At 50.2% G+C, this 17,526-nt stretch carries 20 protein-coding genes; 6 read left to right on the top strand and 14 right to left on the bottom strand.

Features of this window, described 5'->3' with window-relative positions; genetic code table 11:
- Nucleotides 1-10: 10 nt before the first annotated feature.
- The 6 genes from J4760_RS08105 to J4760_RS08130 form a co-directional block, all read right to left on the bottom strand.
- On the bottom strand, nucleotides 11-2,104 hold the full coding sequence (locus J4760_RS08105; protein WP_237605382.1) for a hypothetical protein: 2,094 nt from the start codon (nucleotides 2,102-2,104) through the stop codon (nucleotides 11-13).
- Nucleotides 2,104-2,739 (bottom strand): hypothetical protein, encoded by a 636-nt coding sequence (locus J4760_RS08110; RefSeq protein ID WP_237605383.1) that lies wholly within the window; start codon nucleotides 2,737-2,739, stop codon nucleotides 2,104-2,106. Before J4760_RS08110 ends, J4760_RS08105 begins: the two co-directional genes overlap by 1 nt.
- On the bottom strand, nucleotides 2,732-3,112 hold the full coding sequence (locus J4760_RS08115) for a hypothetical protein (RefSeq protein WP_145284389.1): 381 nt from the start codon (nucleotides 3,110-3,112) through the stop codon (nucleotides 2,732-2,734). Before J4760_RS08115 ends, J4760_RS08110 begins: the two co-directional genes overlap by 8 nt.
- Nucleotides 3,099-4,250, bottom strand: coding sequence for a glycosyltransferase family 4 protein (locus tag J4760_RS08120; protein ID WP_145284386.1), 1,152 nt, complete (start codon nucleotides 4,248-4,250; stop codon nucleotides 3,099-3,101). The genes J4760_RS08115 and J4760_RS08120 overlap by 14 nt, the downstream gene beginning before the upstream one ends.
- Before the next feature lie 13 nt (nucleotides 4,251-4,263).
- A complete protein-coding gene (locus tag J4760_RS08125; RefSeq protein WP_237605384.1) occupies nucleotides 4,264-5,073 on the bottom strand; it encodes an ABC transporter permease in 810 nt (269 codons plus the stop codon).
- Nucleotides 5,074-5,311: 238 nt separating this feature from the next.
- Entirely contained in the window at nucleotides 5,312-6,070 is a 759-nt protein-coding gene (locus J4760_RS08130; protein WP_237605385.1) for a MerR family transcriptional regulator, read from the bottom strand.
- A gap of 159 nt (nucleotides 6,071-6,229) precedes the next feature.
- Here J4760_RS08130 and J4760_RS08135 point away from each other — a divergent pair, with 159 nt between their 5' ends.
- Complete coding sequence (locus tag J4760_RS08135; protein ID WP_145284378.1) at nucleotides 6,230-6,457, top strand: spore coat protein; 228 nt, start codon at nucleotides 6,230-6,232, stop codon at nucleotides 6,455-6,457.
- 27 nt (nucleotides 6,458-6,484) lie between these two features.
- A complete protein-coding gene (locus J4760_RS08140) occupies nucleotides 6,485-6,784 on the top strand; it encodes a spore coat protein (RefSeq protein ID WP_145284376.1) in 300 nt (99 codons plus the stop codon).
- Between the two features lie 43 nt (nucleotides 6,785-6,827).
- Here J4760_RS08140 and J4760_RS08145 read toward each other — a convergent pair whose 3' ends face one another.
- The 4 genes from J4760_RS08145 to J4760_RS08160 form a co-directional block, all read right to left on the bottom strand.
- Entirely contained in the window at nucleotides 6,828-7,244 is a 417-nt protein-coding gene (locus J4760_RS08145; RefSeq protein ID WP_237605386.1) for a MarR family winged helix-turn-helix transcriptional regulator, read from the bottom strand.
- 192 nt (nucleotides 7,245-7,436) lie between these two features.
- The gene (locus J4760_RS08150) at nucleotides 7,437-8,231 is read right to left on the bottom strand and encodes a hypothetical protein (protein ID WP_145284370.1); all 795 of its coding nucleotides are present in this window, start codon (nucleotides 8,229-8,231) and stop codon (nucleotides 7,437-7,439) included.
- Nucleotides 8,209-9,762 (bottom strand): hypothetical protein, encoded by a 1,554-nt coding sequence (locus J4760_RS08155; RefSeq protein ID WP_237605387.1) that lies wholly within the window; start codon nucleotides 9,760-9,762, stop codon nucleotides 8,209-8,211. The genes J4760_RS08150 and J4760_RS08155 overlap by 23 nt, the downstream gene beginning before the upstream one ends.
- A 95-nt stretch (nucleotides 9,763-9,857) precedes the next feature.
- Entirely contained in the window at nucleotides 9,858-10,364 is a 507-nt protein-coding gene (locus tag J4760_RS08160; protein ID WP_237605388.1) for a competence protein ComK, read from the bottom strand.
- Between the two features lie 209 nt (nucleotides 10,365-10,573).
- Here J4760_RS08160 and J4760_RS08165 point away from each other — a divergent pair, with 209 nt between their 5' ends.
- From J4760_RS08165 to J4760_RS08180, 4 genes are all read left to right on the top strand, one after another.
- A complete protein-coding gene (locus J4760_RS08165) occupies nucleotides 10,574-11,053 on the top strand; it encodes a sigma-70 family RNA polymerase sigma factor (RefSeq protein WP_237605389.1) in 480 nt (159 codons plus the stop codon).
- An 84-nt stretch (nucleotides 11,054-11,137) separates the two neighbouring features.
- Complete coding sequence (locus tag J4760_RS08170) at nucleotides 11,138-11,344, top strand: spore coat protein (RefSeq protein WP_237605390.1); 207 nt, start codon at nucleotides 11,138-11,140, stop codon at nucleotides 11,342-11,344.
- Nucleotides 11,345-11,362: 18 nt separating this feature from the next.
- Nucleotides 11,363-11,713, top strand: coding sequence for a spore coat protein (locus J4760_RS08175; protein WP_237605391.1), 351 nt, complete (start codon nucleotides 11,363-11,365; stop codon nucleotides 11,711-11,713).
- Between the two features lie 139 nt (nucleotides 11,714-11,852).
- Nucleotides 11,853-12,044 (top strand): YkvS family protein, encoded by a 192-nt coding sequence (locus tag J4760_RS08180; RefSeq protein ID WP_145284350.1) that lies wholly within the window; start codon nucleotides 11,853-11,855, stop codon nucleotides 12,042-12,044.
- 619 nt (nucleotides 12,045-12,663) lie between these two features.
- Here J4760_RS08180 and J4760_RS08185 read toward each other — a convergent pair.
- From J4760_RS08185 to J4760_RS08200, 4 genes are all read right to left on the bottom strand, one after another.
- Nucleotides 12,664-13,518: a bifunctional UDP-sugar hydrolase/5'-nucleotidase gene (locus J4760_RS08185; RefSeq protein ID WP_237605392.1), complete on the bottom strand. Its 855-nt coding sequence runs from the start codon at nucleotides 13,516-13,518 to the stop codon at nucleotides 12,664-12,666.
- A gap of 36 nt (nucleotides 13,519-13,554) precedes the next feature.
- Entirely contained in the window at nucleotides 13,555-14,910 is a 1,356-nt protein-coding gene (locus tag J4760_RS08190) for a TrkH family potassium uptake protein (RefSeq protein WP_237605393.1), read from the bottom strand.
- 175 nt (nucleotides 14,911-15,085) lie between these two features.
- Nucleotides 15,086-16,645 (bottom strand): S1C family serine protease, encoded by a 1,560-nt coding sequence (locus tag J4760_RS08195; protein ID WP_237605394.1) that lies wholly within the window; start codon nucleotides 16,643-16,645, stop codon nucleotides 15,086-15,088.
- A 44-nt stretch (nucleotides 16,646-16,689) separates the two neighbouring features.
- Nucleotides 16,690-17,493, bottom strand: a complete 804-nt coding sequence (locus tag J4760_RS08200) for a TerC family protein (protein ID WP_145284338.1) — start codon at nucleotides 17,491-17,493, stop codon at nucleotides 16,690-16,692.
- Nucleotides 17,494-17,526 lie beyond the last annotated feature (33 nt).

A 17,526-nucleotide genomic window follows, 5' to 3' on the forward strand; every position in this document is an offset into this window, starting at 1 on the left:
TTCACACTTCCTAGTCTGTCATGCATTCGATACGGGAAACTCTGTACAGGACCTTGCCCAGCTGTTCTGCCATCGCTGCAAAGTCATCCGAATACTCATGATAGTCAAGCTGCCCGGTTGTAATGACCTGGTCTTCAACCGTTTCATCCAGTATGCTGCCGGGCTCCGTGAATGCCCACACCAGACTGTCACTGCCACGATAGTCGCTCAGCTTGGAAGGCACATAGGGATTGAAAGGTTTGATGCCGATGGTCTGTGCATCGAAGATCATCAGTATGTCCATCTTGTCTGCCAAGTTCAGAAATTCGAAATAGGATACGTAGGGATTCATTCGGATATAGTGGCGGTATTCGCTCGCCTGGTACAGTTGCATTGTATTACGGTTCATATTGGTAAATACATGGATGACGAAGTTGTTGATATTTCGTTTGTACAGCTGCTGGGCGACGAGTTCGATCTGCCTGAACCCGCGGGTATCATAAAAATTGCCGAAGTATGCCAGATTGATGGTGGTATCCTCGATCTTGTAGTATGACTGCACGAGGCTGTAATAGGATTTCCCGGGTACCGGGTGCTGGCTGATGACCGCCTTCGCTCTGACCGTCTCCTGAAGCGCATCTTCAAAGCGTTCGAGCATGTATTCCATCTGGAATCTGTTCGTAAAGATGATTTCATCCGCGTAGATGAAAGGCAGTATTTCGCATAGATTGAATACATTATCATTGATGAGATGATGGTAATGTTCTTCCAGACTTTCAAGAATAGATTCGAGAAAACCTTCGTCTTCCACCGGCGCGTACCTCAGCTCTGCTTTGACATCCTTATGGAGAGGATCCGAAAATTCAGCCGTCCATTTCAGAGTGGGGTTCTCCATTTTGATCCTGTACCCGAGAAAGTGGGAATGGGGAAACATTGCTCTTGAATAAAGTTCATTATATTTATATGCATACTTGCGATATTCGGCAAAACCATCCTCCATATAGCGTTCGATGCTTGCCCAGCTGCTGAAGGCCTGTGGACCATCGAGCATGACTTGAGTATCGAGAAGGTTGGACGTCAGGTTCAGAAGCTTGTCGTCTCTCTTGCGGATGCGATCCATCGAATTCGATATGACATCCACAAGCAGACCATCCGCCTGGACCCGCTTCGCCATGACATTGCCACTTGTATCGTTATATGGCGGAAAGCAGTAGGCAAGAACAAGTTTTCCGGCATCCCCCCTGTTCAGAACACTGTAGTGGATGTGGCGGATGCCGTTCTGCTCGAGCGCTCTGACCATCTCCTGCTTGGATACCTCTCCCTTGTCCACTCTCATCTTCAGCATCACTGTGAACTGGCGGTTGAAGTCCTCAAGAACATCTGTTGCCCGTCCGTCATAGCGCTGGTTGAGCTTCCTGTCGATATGGGCGAGAATCCGCACTGTCTGAGGAGAATCCAATGACGCCATACGCCGCATCAGACCACACACGGAGATGGTGTCGCATTTTATGACCTCACCCGTATGGGAGACGATCGAAAAAATCTGGTGGAGCCAGACATTCGCCGCAAAAGGCAGCGCGTCATCGTATATATGGCTGTACAGCGTCCCGGAAGGCAGAATCAGAACATTCTCCCAAACAATCTTATCGATGGATGATACCTGGTCGATTTGTGTCTGCTCCGTATCGAATGCGTTGAAGAATGCCTGATAGATGCGTCCATTCAGTGAGACAGCGTCATCCATCCTGCACAACACAGTATCATCCGGCTGCCAACTGAAGGAACAATCTTCTGGAATACCAAGTGTCTGATGGGCATCCAGGAGGATGTAGTGGCCGAATTTCACATACAGTTTCGCCTGCTCGATGCTGTTCGCAAGGATGATGTTTTTCTGTTCCGCTTCATGGACTGCCTCCTGAACCGCATCAGAACGGCTGGCGATGATCAGCTCGGCATTCGTGCAACGCTTCATGCGCTTCATATTCATTGCGACATGGTGATTCATATCCTCTGTCCACTGGATGATCGAGAGACCCGACGGCCTGTCACTCTTGTATTTTGCTGCCTGCTGGTTGATGTAGTCGGAGTTGACATCACTGATATTGATTCTATAGTCTAATTTCATCAGCGTCGCCTCCTCTGTCGCCAATAGAACATCTGAAGCCGGCCAAGCTTGGATTGCCGCAGCTTCTCAAGACGCTGAAGTGACTGCTTGTACTTTTCCATCAGTTCAACATAGCGTTTCTCAAGGTCCATATCCCGTCCGCCCATCCGGGCTGCCTTCAAATTTTCATACCGGGATTGCAGCAGTTCATACTTCTGACGCTCCCTATTCGATTCTCCTATCAGACTTTCGATGATTTCCATCTCATAGGATTTTTGCTTCAGGCTGAAATTGCGTTTTAGGATAGCAAAAGTCTCCACCGGATCGGATGCACGTGCCCCCGCAAGATGGAAAAGGAAGCCGTCGCCCTCCGGCTCGACTTTTGAAACCCAGTCCAGTTTCTCGAATTGGATCCGGTCCATTTCTTCGGCTGGTATGAAGATGGCACATCTGTGCCTGTAATCGGAAGAAACAAAATGATCCATATCAGCCCGATGATGAGGTGCAAGTGCGGTGATGTCGATGGTAAGATGCGGCGGATCATACCTTCTGAAAACTTCTTTAATATCCGCTGCGAGTGAATCGGCGGAATTCGCGTCAAGGGCATACTCGACTGTGCGGTACTCCAGGTCCTCTGTTCTGATGAGCCTATTCATCGTCATCCACCCTGTCATGCCTGAAGTTGATCTTCACGCTGGCTGTCTGATCCGCCGCTCCGTCTTCCTGCACGAAAGCCTGCAGCGTATACTTGCCGCCCGGCACATCCAGAAGGAAAGTATTCGACTGCTGATAAGGCCGCTTGATGGTTTCATGCTTGCCAGTCCGATCAATCAGGTATAGTGCATATTTCATTCTGGCACCTGTTGCATCGATGATGATCTCCAGCAGGCCGTTCTGATCATTACGGGCGACTTCATTGATTCTGAGTTCAGGTACAGCATTATGCACCAGAGTGCTTGTTTCTTTCATTATATGTTCAATATGACTTTCCAGATCATGATACGCTTTCTTCCAGTCAACTCCAGCCATTCTGGATCACCTCCATCTCCTGTTTGATTACAGCCTCCACTCCTGCCTGCCTGTGGATGCTTCTTGATGCTTCCGCACTCATCTCCATAAATGTTTTTGGATGCTTATAAAGATGATCGAAGTTCTCAACCATGGTTTCAACATCATCTCTCGGAGCCAGCATGCCTGTCTTTCCATGTTCGACAAATTCCGGTACGCCGCCCACGTCATTTGAGAGCGGAACCAGTCCCGAACTCATTGCTTCACCGATGGACACCCCTTGGGAATCATGACGGGTCGGACAGATGAAGACGCCATGGGACTCATGGATATCAGGTATTTCGTTCTGTGGCACAAATGATTGGTGCAGGTTCACATTGCCATAGCGTTTCAGAGGTTCTGTGACCACTTCAAACAATGGGCCATCACCGTACAGGTCGAACGTCAGTTTGCTGAAGTATCTTTTTCTGCTCAGAGCCATTATGAAATCCACTGTCAGGTCATTGGCATAGTTTCTGGCCGTATAGGGCCGTATGCTGCAGAGGTTCAACCGGTCCGTCTTCACCTTCTGCCGATATGGGAAAAGCTGATCGTCCACAATGTTCGGAATGATGTAGTACTCTTTTGGCACCACACCGGTGTAGGGATCGACATAGAGTTCCTTGAAACGCCTGGATACGTAGACGAATCTGATGCTGTAGTCGCTGCTTGTCATGATCTCCCTCAGAAAACTTCGCTGGGTTTCGAATACCGTATCTTTTCTTTCAAGCATCGCATCCAGGGATTCTATATCACTTAGAAAATTATAATACCTTCTGTGCCAGGCCTCCGCTTCAAAACCATGCAGCCATACAACGATATTGGGACGTTCCGCTTTTGGAAGCTGGGTGATTCCATGGAACATCTTCGGATTGATGAAATGGAAGAGGACCGTCGGATAGTGGTTTTCTTTCAGAAAAGAAGCCACCTGGTGCTGATCCATGTACTTGATGTGGACGCCATCATGGAACCTATCCTTCATCACGCGCGTTGTCATGACGATGACATCGACTTCGATGCCATATGTCTGATATGCTTTTACCCTTCTGTGGAGAAATCCATTTGCATACACCTTATCCCGCGTCGGATAGGCATTGCAGATCATTAAATATCGTGTCATCAGCCACTCTCCTCTATAAGTAGTCAATCAGCCTGTATCTGAATTTCATGTGCAGATAGCTGCCGAGTATCAGTATGAACATTGTGATGCTCCAGAAATACAAGTGGTCTGCACCATCACCATAGATGATGCCGTCACCGTAGATCATGGCGTTCCTGTAGTTCTGCACAAGATAGGCGAAAGGATTGAGGTCGGAGACAACCTGGAGCAGTCCGCCCCTCTCATCCGCTTGCCAGAATATCGGGGTGAGAAAGAAGCCCATCCGGATGAAATTCTGCAGTACATTCCGGAAGTCCCGGACCAGTATGATCAATGTACTCATTACAAGCGTGATTGCGAAAATAAGTGCAAAGGAAGCAATGACGAAATATACAAGGCTCAAAAAATACAGCGGGTTCACATATTGGTTGACCACCGATACCAGCCCGATGATTACGGTCATGAAAATAAGGTTGATCAGGCTGTTTGTATAGGAAATCGAAAGGAGCACACTGGACGGAAAGCGCATCTTTGTGACCAGACCCAGCTGAGCATATATGGCATTCGAGCCGATATTGATCGCCTGGGAGATGAAGAGCCACGGAAACAGCCCTGAAATCAGATAGATGATGAATGGAATTTCAGCATCCGGTGCTGTTGCCCCTCTCAGCCCGAGGCCGAAAATCATGTAGTAGATTGCCGCCTGCATCAATGGCTGGAGAATATTCCAGAAAAGACCCAGATAGTGATTGGAATATTCACTTTTAATATTGTATATGGAAAGCTTCCATATCAGATGGAGGTTCATATACTGCTCTTTCAATAGATTGCTTAAATGATTCATATCCCTACCTCTATCGCTGTGACGTTCTGTTCAAACTTCAATTTATACGGCAGCCTGCACGGACAATTGCCGCACAGATACTTTATAAAGTATTATACATATATTTTTTCACTCTTTCCCCATAAATTAATGATCTAACCCCATTTTGTTTCCTGCGAAAGCAAAAGTACCAGCTGAAATGTCATACATTTCAGCTGGTACTGGTATCAATTTTCCGGAGACAGCATACCCGCATGCTCTACTCATCCATATGCTCCACAATCGCGTCCCTCAGAAACTGCGCCGCCCCAGGTGTAATATCATCATAGTATTTTCTGAAACGCGGATCCGAAACATACATCTCGGCAAGTCCCTGATGCACAGCCTTCGAATAGTCGGTCCAGGTGTACATCAGCCACTCCTTGTGCAGTGTGGCCGCCTGCCGATACATTTCTTCTGACGGTTCAGGGCTCGTTGCGCCTTCCTTCAATATACCAGCCAACCTCTGTTCGAGTACGTTCATCTCATTATGATCCTGTTCGGTCATGTTCATCCATTTACGATTGGACTGGCGGATGGTCTCCTCACCGTATTTCTCCCTGATCTCCTCACCGTACTTGGCTTCGTTCTCTTCAAGCTTCCGTTTTTTGAACCCTTCGAATTTCTCCTGATCACTCATCTGAGTGCCTCCTTTTTTCGACCGGATGGTCTTCTCCACGTTGCTGATCTGTTGTGCGATCCGATCTTGTTCTTTGAGGAGTTCAGCATGATGGTGCTCCAGTGCAGCCAAAGCATCGAAATCCGGGTCATCCATGATGTGCTTTATTTCTTCAAGCCGGACACCGAGCGCCCGATAGAACAGGATGAGCTGCAGACGGTCGACCGTCTCCCGGCCATAGATGCGGTAGCCGCCTTCGCTGATCCGGGTCGGCTTCAGGAGATCGATCTGATCATAGTATCTGAGTGTCCGTGTGCTGACACCTGCCAGAGCGGCGAGACCCTTCACTGTATATTCCATTCATTTCCCCTCCTCGATTTCCATGATGAACGATGACGCTGCGTCAATGTCAACATCATTATAGCTTCTTTACAGAGCAGTGTTTACATCGAACCGCTCAGGGTAATCCTATTATTAGACAGACACCCCTGCTTCAGACAAATCAAGAGGAGGATCGACATGGCTAAAAAAGATAGCAAGAAAAAATCAGATAATGTAGATAAACCGGATCTCGCAGTCCATGAAACCATCGAACTGCACGAGGTCATGACAGTCAAACAGGCGTCACTGATGAAAGCCGGCCTGATGGAATCACTCGTCGAGGACAGCAAACTCCGTGAAATCGTCCGCAAAGAGAAGAAACTGTCGAAAAAAGCGATCAATGAAATCCAGGAACTGCTGCCATAGAGGCAGGGAAAGAGAGGAGATGACAGGATGGAAATCGAAGAACAGCTTGAGAAAGCCGGAGAAAATAGAGACGAACTGATTGCGACGGAAATGCTCGTGACCGCCAAAGCGGCTGTACGCACATATGCGGTGGCGCTGACCGAGGCTGCGACGCCGGAAGTCCGCAACGTACTGAAGCGCCAGCTGACACAGGCGATCAATCAGCATGCGCGTATCGCGGATTACATGATGGAGAACGGCATGTACCATGCCCACGATGTCAAGGACCAGCTGAAGCATGACAAGAAGAAAGTGAAGACCGTGAAAAAGCTCGTCAAGGATAAATAGAAATAAGGCGCTATGGGAACATGATTCCCATAGCGCCTTTCTGTCATAGATGTATTTTTTCGAGGATGTCTGTCAGTGCTTTCTTTTCGTCACGATTCAAATCTTCAAGTACATCGTCTGTCATTTCACATATACTGTCTTCAAGTTCATCCAGTGCGTCTCTGCCCTGTTTTGTGACCTCCAGGTATGAAGCTCTCATATCGTCCCGGTTCTGGCGCTTGATCAGATAGTTCTGATCGACGAGCTTCTGCACGGCACGTGAAATGGATGTCTGTTCCCGCTTCAATCGATTGATCAGTACTTTCTGTGTCAAACCGGGCTCTTCAGCAACCATCTCGATGATGTACAGCTGTTCTCTGTTCAGTACGCCCTTGCTGGTTTTGAATTCCGCCAGATGATCCACTTTGGCATTAAGCAGATAAATATATCTGCAGACGTTGCGTGTGTTTAATTTACCCATAATTGTCGACCTGCTTTTCTTGACATATTATTCAGTAGTGTACAATATATCGGGATGAAAATTCTGCCGAATGCTGCACATTCAGCAGCGCTCCCTATACACTTCGTGGAAGAATATCCTACTCTGTCTTCATTATACACTGAAATAAGTTGTGCACAATATAGTTTTGCAGAAAGTTTTGTCAATTGTATTTCAGCGGATGTTCTCGAGCTGGGCGCGCTCGATATATCCGATGGAGCACTGCTCGCCGAGCTGCACATATGTCGGCAGATGCATGTCGCTGCTTTCAAGATATGTACCCGAAATCTGGAACTTGCCCATGATGACGACCAGACGATGAATCAGCGTCGCAACGAGGTTGAGGTGGTTCTGTGAAATGGGCGGGTGGTTCAGGTGGATCAATGGATTGCACGGATTGCGGGAAGGGAACATGATCGTCCGCACCCATTTCAGCTCGGAGTCACTCAGCGCGTCCCGTGTCTTCAGTTCTATGTATACGATCGGGTTGCGTCCTGTTTCCCGGAACGCTTCCTGATACTGTGTGCCGAAATGGAAGATTTCGATGCCTGACAGTTCCCGTCGTATCAGGTACTGGTCCGCATCCTGCTGGACGAAGAACACCGTCCCCGGCACCACAGCGAGTGCATTCAATGCCTCATCGTACTTTTCAACCGCCTGGACCACTTTCGAATAGTCGAGCAGTGTCTGATTCGCAAGCGTCGATGCGACATGCTTTGCAGTCAATGTAATGCTGATATGTATATTGCTCATGTAGACCTTGTCGATGTCGCAGAATAGCGTGGACAGTCTGAGACTGTCATGTCCGACACCTTCATGGCCTTTTATAGTCAAGTCTTCTGCCATATTCCATGTTGTAAGATCCGCGCCCACAATATGTTCGATGAGATGCTTCACTGTAGATTCCGCATCGATATGGATGGTTTCTATTTTGAGCGCGGTATCCTTAACTTTTACCTTGAGCTTCATTCAAGGCCCTCTCTTTCTCATACTCTAAGATGTTTGATAATATATCCACTCTCAATCTGACAAGTTCAGGGTCTTCATATAAAGATCGTACTTTTACATTCTTAAGCTGGCTGCCCGACTCGGGCATCCGGCTGGTGACGAATTCGACAAAAGTGATTGCGAAATCCTCTTTCGGGTTGGTTGCCTGGTACGGTTCAAAGAAATCGTTGACGTTGTTGTTGTAGAATGCCTGTCGTTCCGGATCCGACTTGTATTTATTTTCAATCCACGCCTCGCCATACTGGCTCCAGAACCTGTCGATGAAATCCGCCATCAGCGTGTCTTCCTTCAGATATTCAAGCTCTGTATCATCATGGTTGAAATCCTCGATCGGCAAGGAATAGACGTGGGCGAACTCATGAATCAGCGTGCGGTATTCGCTCGGCCGATCCTGATTGTCGCGGATGTCCATGGCGAACGTGACCCCGGCTTCGGTGATATCGACAAACGCCAGCGTACTCCCTTCCCCATCGGAGAAGAGTTCGAACCGGTTGATGGTGTCGATATATTCATTCGGGAAGAAGGTGGTGATCCTGTCCCAGATCTCCGCGTATTCTTCCTCGGAACCGACGGGCAGCGGCGTGTGGACTTCCGCATCCGTGAGCGCAAAGTCCCGGACGGTATAGGTGATGTACTCCGTCTGTGTACGGTTTTCCACAAACAGATGCGGCGCATCATCTATATCGATATATGTCCGGAGCGCCTCGAGATGGTCATCGCCGAGCTCCCGGCATTCTCCGATGGTGCTGCAGTCGGCATGGTCCACCGCCTGATCCGGGTCGATATATGTATCATATGTCTCGTCATTGCCGGTGAGCCCGAGTGCATACAGGATCCCGAAGGTGAGCAGTGCCAGCAGGGCGCTGATGGCGACCAGCTGCGTGAGGACACGCAGGACGGCGTGGTACGGCGGTCTGACGGACTCCCGGCGGGTGCGCGCGACGGGTGTGGATTCAATGATGCCCTGGGCTTCCAGTATCTCGCTGATCTCTTTCATGTGGGCGTGATACTCCGGCACGCCGGAATCCGTCAGCACGTAGTTGTCGATGCCCGTTGTGCTGTAGGATGCATACTCGCTGCACGTGAAGACGATGACTGGAACCGCGCCCCGCCTTGCATGGTTGAGCAGCAGTCTGAAGTCGCGTTCCGATATGTCCGTCGTCAGGACAAGCAGATCGATGTCCTGAAGCTTATCCAGGCGGTTGCTGCTCGCAGTTTCGAACACGTTGCTGCCCGGTACGACGGTGTCGCCGTCGATTGTACCGTAGGATGCGGACACACGGCCGGCAATGCGCGGATCCACTCCATATGTGCGCAGGGACCGCTTCAGCACTTTCGTCTGCTGCGTGGCTTCGGTGCTGAAATTGGTATGCAGATGGACGGTGTGGCGGGAATGGCTGCCGATCAGCTTGGCCACTTCGTGTCCGCCGATGAATGGCACAGTGCCAGCTTTCTGATCGATATAAATGCCGCCGGCTATCAGAATTTTCATGTCACTGCCTCCATCCATAAATTCATTATGCTAAAGTTTATGAAAAATTTGAAGTAAAATATACAGAAAAATAAATTAACTGGGTGCATTTGCCGTCAGATATTCGGCATCTGGTGGCTGCGTGTGATGTAGAGGGCACTCTGCTCCTTTATTTTCGTCGACCGGTCGAGCACTTTGAGCGCTTTCTCATACTGCTTCTCGCACATTCTGTAGTCGGCTGCGACCCCCTTCATCATACCATGATTGAAGTGGATCATTGTCATGCCATCATCCGATGGCTGAAATTGCAGGAAATGATGCAGATTGACCCAGAACGGATTGCGGGTACGGCTGACAGTAATCGGAAAGAGTACAAACTGGATGCGTTCATCGACGACGATCGGTCCCATCCGGTGGATGCCGTGCGCCGCCTTCAGATGGGCGCGCTTCGCACTCAGATTGGTGGCGTGGCAGTAGATGAGCAGTTCATCGATCAGCGTTTCACTCGGCTGCCTGGACGGGACCGGTGCCTCGCCATGATAGACCGCCTGGCATAGGAACTCCGGATGCTGCAGCGTTTCGATGTAGCAGACTCCGGGATTGAGCAGTGATGTTGTAAGCATGGTTCACCCCTTTGTTTATTTGCAACGTCAATTATACCCTAATTCCACTTTATATAACATAATATTAACAATATTTAATAAAATGTTAACTAATAGTGGAAGTTAGTACGTTTTTTTGTGTGCTGGTGCGTTCGCCGGTGTCCCGGGTTTATTTTAAGATGCAGTCATCCGGAAATAAACGATGTATCGATGCGTCACAGGACGACAGTATGAATGATAAGATAATAGGCTACGAACCGATGATCTACAGCATCATGGCACGGCTCAACATCCAGTTCGACCAGGACGACTATATGCAGGTGGGCCGCATGGCGGTGTATAACGCACTGTCCACCTACGATGACATTGCAGCAAAAGGCGCGACGGAATCACAGTTCGTGTACACCCGCATCTATCAGCGCATGATCGACGAGATCCGCAAAGTTTCGAAATATACGAATGCCGTCAGTGTGACGGTGGACGAGCTGTTGTACGAAAGTGTCGGCGGCCGCGCGGATCATCTCGGCTTGTTCGAACTTGAAGGCGTGCATCAATACCTTGATCCGAATGAGCTGCTGTGGCTCTCCTATACTGTAAAAGGCTACAGCGTACGGGAGATTGCCGGGATGTCCGGCTATAGCGTATCGAGCGTGAAGAACTGGCGGAAGTCGGCGCGTCTGAAGCTGCGCAGGCTGTTTGATGAATTTTGAAAGTTGTGATTATTTTAATGGAGGGTGTCTGATGCGGCAACTCATGGTATTCTTGTGTCCTATAGGGAATTTGGGAGGCAGGTCATGGCAGGGAAAGAGAATGATAATGTTGAACTCGGTATCCATGAAACATTGGAGCTTCACGAAGTGACCACGCAGCGACGGTCCAATCTGCTGAAGGCGCATATGATGGATGCAATTGTGAAAGATCCGGAGCTTAAGAAACTGCTGCGTCGGGAGCAGCACAACTCCGAAAAAGCCATAGATGAGATTGAAACATTTTTACCATAGATCAGGGAGGCCCCAGTGATGGAACTTGATGATATTTTGAAAAATGCCGGCGGAAAGACTGACGAGCTGGTTGCGACGGAACTGCTCGTCTCATCGAAAGCCACCGTCCGTGCGTATGCAGTGGCGCTGACGGAAACAGTCAATCCGGAAATACGCGATATGCTGAAGCGGCAGATGTCCCAGGCGTTGAACCAGCATGCACGCATTACAGACTACATGGTCGCCCACGACATGCTTCACCCGTTCGACCTCGAAAAACAGGTGAAGAAGGACAAAAAGAAGCTGAAGCGTACACGTAAGATTCTGGCAAAAAGCGCGCAACCGAAGTCCCGCAACTTCAGGATGCACCGCCGGCGGATTGAAGTGTAGGCCTATTGTTTCGGAGCTTGGGGCCGGAGGCGAAAGTGTAAGCGGTTACTTTTATTTTTGCGAATCAGACCTTGTATGGATTGAAAAATTCGTAAAAAGTAGTATAATGTCTTACATCATTGATGTGGAGGTATGACGCATGGAGGAAGTAGAAGTAGAAGCTGCGAAAGTCGGAAATATCGTGGAATTTGATGGTATGAGAGGCAAAGTCGAGAAGGTGAATGAAAACTCGGTCATCGTCGACATTACAATCAACGATAGTTTCGATGAACATGAGATGTTTGAAAAAACAGTAGTCAACCACAAACGTTATAAAATCATCGAAGGTTAATTTCTCTGATCGTCAATGGCGTTTCGGGTTTATGGTTTAGGGTTTCGGCCTATGCCGGACGTCGTTGAAGCAGCTATAGATGGAGACGAAGCCGCCCCCTGGCAGACTGGATTTGTTCCAGTTTGTGCGGAGGGCGGCTTTTTGTGCTGGTTTTTTGGGAGTATATTTTCAATTCTCCATGGCGCCGCCCGATGATGGTGAGTTGGACGCTTAACTTGCCATGGCGGCACCTACGATGGTGAGTTAACCCTCCAACTTGCCATGGCGGTGCCTACGATGGTGAGTTGGCCCTCTAACTCACCATGGTAACGTCCACGATGGTGAGTTGGCCTTCTAACTCGCCATGGTAACGCCTACGATAGTGAATTAACCCTCTAACTCACCATGGTAACGTCCACGATGGTGAGTTGGCCCTCTAACTCGCCATGGTAACGCCTACGATGGTGAATTAACCCTCTAACTCACCATGGTAACGTCCACGATGGTGAGTTGGCCCTCTAACTCGCCATGGTAACGCCCAAGATGGTGAATTGGCCCCGCCATCTCACCCCACCCCACGCCCGACTCCACAAAAAAGAAGCTTCCCCACGAGGGGGAAGCTTCTTTTTCAATCCACATCCTACAGATGATAATGCACAAGATCGAGCATACGCTGGTCATCGCTGAGCTGGGAGATTTCACGGTCGATGCGCGCTACGGAGTGGTTCAGAAATTCGTAAGTGGTGGTGCGTGTCTTGAAGCTGAGCTCGACATGCATGACTTTTCCGGTGTGATGGTGATGATACCTTGGGATGTTCTGTCCGTCTTCGATCGAAAAGGTCTCATATTCATTCTCTTCGAGATCTTCGCCTTCACAGCTGCCGGTGATGAGCAGACCGACACCCTCCATGTCATCGACGATGGTGTCGATTTCATCATCGGCGTCCGAGATGCAGACGATGACGTAGTCCGGATCTTCCGTATCGTATATATAGCGGAGCCAGCGTTTTACCGAGTTGCCGAGTGATGATACGTGGAGTGTCGGGTGTTCATTTTCAGCTTCAGGACGGAAGGACCCGCCATATCCGCTCAGGATGGCGAGCTTCATGCCATTGATGTTGTATATTTCGTACGGTTCGCCGAAAAATGGCTCCTTTGTCATCGGATGGGTGATGTTGCAGTTCATCCATGGGAACTTCGAAAAGCTCATCGTGCGGCGCAGATGGGAGATGTTCGACATATCCTGGTGGTTGAAGACGCCGAAGCTGTAGCCCATGTAGTTCATGGCGGTAATCGACGGGTTGCGTGGCGCGATATACTCCTGGTCGATGCCGAGTGTCCCGCCGAGATCGCACAGGAGGATGTGATGGTTCTCCTCGAGGGAGACTTCCCGCTTGTATCTCGATACTTTGGACAGTGTCACACCGGGCGTCCTCCCCAGTCTGCGGTTGATGTGCTGTGTCAGGATGAGGCTGACACTGAAGAACTCTTGCATAATCTCACTGGCCCCTTTCATATTTCAAAATGAAGTCTAGCCGATCAGGATGCGCTCTTTAGGGAAGTGGTACGGCAGTTCCTTCTGGCGTCCGGCCATCGAGAACAGGAATGATATGAAGCCGATCCGGCCGATGAACATGAAGATCATGACGATGACCTTGCTCGGAGAGGACAGATCATCGGTGATGCCGGTCGACATGCCGCACGTTCCGAACGCGCTGGTTATTTCAAAGATGATATCAATAAGGTCGAACCGGCCGTCCTCGAACAGCACGACGGAGAGGATGCCGGTGAAGACGAGCAGTGTTGCGAGCGTAATGACGGCGAAGGCACGATGCAGATCCTCCTTGGCAATCTCGCGATTGAAGATCCGGATGTCCGTCCGTCCTCGACTGAATGCGATGAGGAACAGGATCAGCAGCGCGAATGTGGTCGTCCGGATGCCGCCGCCGGCAGAACTTGGCGAGGCACCGATGAACATGAAGGCACTCATCATAAGCTGGGTGCCATCACTGAATTGGCTCGGATCGACGGTGGTCAGCCCTCCGCTCCGCGTGGTTGCTGAAGCGAACAGGCTGTTCATCATCGTCTTGAACCAGGAATCAGTCAGGAAATAGTGCTGGGATTCCATGACGAAGATGAAGAATGCACCGATGAAAAAGAGCAGTCCGTACGTCAGCGTGGTCAGCTTGGCAAACAGTGTAAAGCGGAAATTCTTGTGATGCTTGCTCAGGAAACGCTGCACTTCGATCAGTACAGGATATCCGATTGCGCCGAGCATGATCTGGATCATGACCGGCACCTGCAGTATGTATGCCTCTTCGAAGCCGAGCAGCGAGTTGCCGAACAGATCCATGCCGCCGTTGGTTGTGGCGGACACTGACAGGAATATGCCATGCATGACTGAGTAGTAAAGATCATTCGTATTGATCATGAAATAGGTGAAGTAGATGAGCGCACCGGCAACCTCGATGATGAGAAGTGTCCGGATGATCTCAAGCACCAACTTGACCGCACCTGAAAATTTATACTGGTTGTTGTCCACCGCAATCTGTACACGCTCTCGAAGACCGATACGCCGGCCGAACAGTACCCACACCATCGTTCCCATCGCCATGATTCCGATGCCGCCGAGGTTCATGATCAGCATGATGACGGCGTATCCAGCAGTATTGAATGTTTCCGAAATGTTGATGGAGGTCAGTCCAGTCACCGACAGGGCCGATGCCGCGACAAAGATCGTATCGATCAGTGCCGTACCCTTTTCACCGCGGTATAGGATGGGAAGGCTCAGAACGGCGCTCGCTATGAATAATGCAATAAGATAGTATAAAAAAATGCCCCGTTGTGGAGTGAGGGAATCCAGGAACCTCTCCAGCCACTTAAACATTGCGACCCCTTCTTTCCAATGCACCCGTTTCATTCGATGCTTTCAAAAATACACCTCATTATTACGTACCGTGAACAATCATGTCAAGGTAAGATTGGCTTCTGTCCTATACTACCCTGTCCCTCTCATGCTCAAGCATACAAAAAGCACCGGCCTGTGGCCGGTGCTTGCCTATCTATTCGAGTGTTGCTGTAGTCGTCTGGAGTTCACCATTGCGGTAGTACTCGATCTCGAGTTCTTCGCCCTGGGCTTTTTCATAATAGAGGTATTTCCTCAGCTCAAGCATGTTCTCCACCGGCTCGCCGTCCAGCGATACGACGACGTCCAGTGCTTCGAGTCCGGCTTCGGCAGCAGGCGTGCCTTCCTCAACATTGCTGATGATGACACCGGAATTGACATCGTCCGGCAGATTCATCTGGTTGACCAGCACTTCAGCCGGTACAGTATAGAGATCCTGGAGCATGACGCCAAGGTAAGGGCGCTGCACTTCACCGTTCTCTTCGAGCTGGGTGACGATCTGTTCGACTTCATTCACTGGAATCGCGAAGCCGATGCCTTCGACTGTCGGCATGCTGATCTTCATGGAGTTGATGCCGATCAGGTTGCCGGCCTGGTCGACAAGTGCACCACCGGAGTTGCCGGGGTTGATGGCAGCATCAGTCTGAAGGACATTGGCTTCCCAGTCATAGTTGCCGTCGGTATCGATATCGACCGGCACACTGCGGTCAAGACCGGAGATGATGCCTCTCGATACAGAGCCTGAGAAGGCCTGGCCGAGCGGAGAACCGATGGCGATTGCTGTTTCACCGACAAGCAGCTCGTCGCTGTTGCCGAAATCGATCGCGTTTTCAATGTTGCCACGCTCGACACGAAGGACAGCCAGATCGGTCCAGACATCGGTACCGATCAGTTCAGCAGTCAGCTGGTCTCCATTTTCAAGATTGACCTGAAGTTCTTCTGCCCCTTCCACTACGTGGTTGTTCGTGACAATGTAGGCATACTCATCAGTCAGCTTGTAGATGACACCGGAACCGGTGCCCGCTTCCTCGGGTTCACTTTCAGGAACCTCCTGGTAGCCCGGTACAATCTGGCCGGCCTTCTGCAGATTGATGACCGATACGACCGACTGCTTGGCTCTTTGGATCGCAGCAGTTATATCGGAGATCTGCTTGTTCTCATCACCGCTCTGCTCCTGGAGCTGACCTTTGATGTCTTCGATTTCCTGGCGGTTTTCTTCAGAAACGCCGTCGTCCGGATTCCCGGTACCGCCACCGTCATTATTATCATCAAAAAGGTTGAACAGGAGAAGCATGGCAAGTGCACCGATCAGACCGGCAAGGAACGGCAGGAGCAGGCTGCCGAGACAGCCTCTTCTGCGGCCGCCACCGTTGCCATTTCCATCTGACGGACCGCGACCGGACGTATTTGCTGGGGTGCCTCCCATGCTGGCCGGTGCGCTGTTGTCCCTGTAGTCCTCTTCACCAGGAGCATAGTCGCGCGACCCGTCTGCCTGGCTTCCGTCATTTTCACGCTCTGCTGCTGCATACGTCGTGTCCGCTCCATCCGCTGATGGATCCTGGACTGTATCATAGTGGTTTTCTGATGAAACGGTGTCTGTAGTATCTTGTGGTGTCTGATCCGGTCCATTGATCTTCTGTGAACCATCGTCTGAAAATACACGTCTATTCCGACGATACTGATCTTTTGGAATGATGTGCTTCTGTGATCTTTCCAAAGGCGACTCCTCCTAATAAGTTTGTGTCCCTCATTATAGAGATTTTAGTGGAGGCTTTCCACTTTTTTACCGTTATTGTCGTCATTGCTCAGGAACCAGCCGGCTGCAATGATGATGACCATGACTGCCCAGAAGATGAGTTTCCATGTGACAGAGTGCGGGAAATCATGCGGAATGACGTGGATGGCATCGTGTGCGAGTGTCAGCACGGCAAGTTTGACACCAACCCAGCCGACGATGATGAATGCGGCCACTTCGAGTCCCGGCTTCCTGTTGAGCAGTTCGACGAACCACGTGGCAAAGAAACGCATGATGATGACACCGACAAGACCACCGATCAGCATGACCGTGTACTGCCCGGCGTTGATGCCGAAGAAATCTCCTCCGACTTCAGGCAGGGCCAGCGCGATGGCTGCGGCTGCCAGAATGGAGTCGATGGCAAATGCGATGTCGGCGAGTTCAACTTTGAAGACCGTAAACCAGAAGCCGCCGCCCTTCTTCTTCGCTTCGTCAAGCACGACACCTTCCGTACCGGCTGTCGGTTCTTCCGGCTCCTTCTCACCCTGCTTCAGCTTGATGAGGTGTGAAATCGATACATAGAACAGGTAGAGTGCACCTGCTGCCTGCATCCACCACCACTGTACGAGCCAGACGAGCAGCAGTATGGCGACCATACGGAACACGAATGCCCCGAGCAGCCCGTAGAAGAGTGCTTTCTTGCGACGGTCCTTGTCGAGGTGCTTTACCATGACAGCAAGGACGACCGCGTTGTCTGCTGCGAGCAGACCTTCAAGTACAACGAGTACGACAAGTACCCATGCATATTCGAGTAGAACTGCAAAATCCATATCCTTATTCCTCCTTTTTCTGGTATGAACACA

The sequence above is a fragment of the Salinicoccus sp. ID82-1 genome (genome assembly GCF_021991715.1).
In the GTDB taxonomy this organism is placed as follows: Bacteria; Bacillota; Bacilli; order Staphylococcales; family Salinicoccaceae; genus Salinicoccus; species Salinicoccus cyprini.

Excerpts from the sequence above, each read along its gene's own strand:
- J4760_RS08105 (WP_237605382.1), bottom strand. The coding sequence starts at position 2,104 with ATGAAATTAGACTATAGAATCAATATCAGTGATGTCAACTCCGACTAC.
- J4760_RS08110 (WP_237605383.1), bottom strand. The coding sequence starts at position 2,739 with ATGAATAGGCTCATCAGAACAGAGGACCTGGAGTACCGCACAGTCGAG.
- J4760_RS08115 (WP_145284389.1), bottom strand. The coding sequence starts at position 3,112 with ATGGCTGGAGTTGACTGGAAGAAAGCGTATCATGATCTGGAAAGTCAT.
- J4760_RS08120 (WP_145284386.1), bottom strand. The coding sequence starts at position 4,250 with ATGACACGATATTTAATGATCTGCAATGCCTATCCGACGCGGGATAAG.
- J4760_RS08125 (WP_237605384.1), bottom strand. The coding sequence starts at position 5,073 with ATGAATCATTTAAGCAATCTATTGAAAGAGCAGTATATGAACCTCCAT.
- J4760_RS08130 (WP_237605385.1), bottom strand. The coding sequence starts at position 6,070 with ATGGAATATACAGTGAAGGGTCTCGCCGCTCTGGCAGGTGTCAGCACA.
- J4760_RS08135 (WP_145284378.1), top strand. The coding sequence starts at position 6,230 with ATGGCTAAAAAAGATAGCAAGAAAAAATCAGATAATGTAGATAAACCG.
- J4760_RS08140 (WP_145284376.1), top strand. The coding sequence starts at position 6,485 with ATGGAAATCGAAGAACAGCTTGAGAAAGCCGGAGAAAATAGAGACGAA.
- J4760_RS08145 (WP_237605386.1), bottom strand. The coding sequence starts at position 7,244 with ATGGGTAAATTAAACACACGCAACGTCTGCAGATATATTTATCTGCTT.
- J4760_RS08150 (WP_145284370.1), bottom strand. The coding sequence starts at position 8,231 with ATGAAGCTCAAGGTAAAAGTTAAGGATACCGCGCTCAAAATAGAAACC.
- J4760_RS08155 (WP_237605387.1), bottom strand. The coding sequence starts at position 9,762 with ATGAAAATTCTGATAGCCGGCGGCATTTATATCGATCAGAAAGCTGGC.
- J4760_RS08160 (WP_237605388.1), bottom strand. The coding sequence starts at position 10,364 with ATGCTTACAACATCACTGCTCAATCCCGGAGTCTGCTACATCGAAACG.
- J4760_RS08165 (WP_237605389.1), top strand. The coding sequence starts at position 10,574 with ATGAATGATAAGATAATAGGCTACGAACCGATGATCTACAGCATCATG.
- J4760_RS08170 (WP_237605390.1), top strand. The coding sequence starts at position 11,138 with ATGGCAGGGAAAGAGAATGATAATGTTGAACTCGGTATCCATGAAACA.
- J4760_RS08175 (WP_237605391.1), top strand. The coding sequence starts at position 11,363 with ATGGAACTTGATGATATTTTGAAAAATGCCGGCGGAAAGACTGACGAG.
- J4760_RS08180 (WP_145284350.1), top strand. The coding sequence starts at position 11,853 with ATGGAGGAAGTAGAAGTAGAAGCTGCGAAAGTCGGAAATATCGTGGAA.
- J4760_RS08185 (WP_237605392.1), bottom strand. The coding sequence starts at position 13,518 with ATGCAAGAGTTCTTCAGTGTCAGCCTCATCCTGACACAGCACATCAAC.
- J4760_RS08190 (WP_237605393.1), bottom strand. The coding sequence starts at position 14,910 with ATGTTTAAGTGGCTGGAGAGGTTCCTGGATTCCCTCACTCCACAACGG.
- J4760_RS08200 (WP_145284338.1), bottom strand. The coding sequence starts at position 17,493 with ATGGATTTTGCAGTTCTACTCGAATATGCATGGGTACTTGTCGTACTC.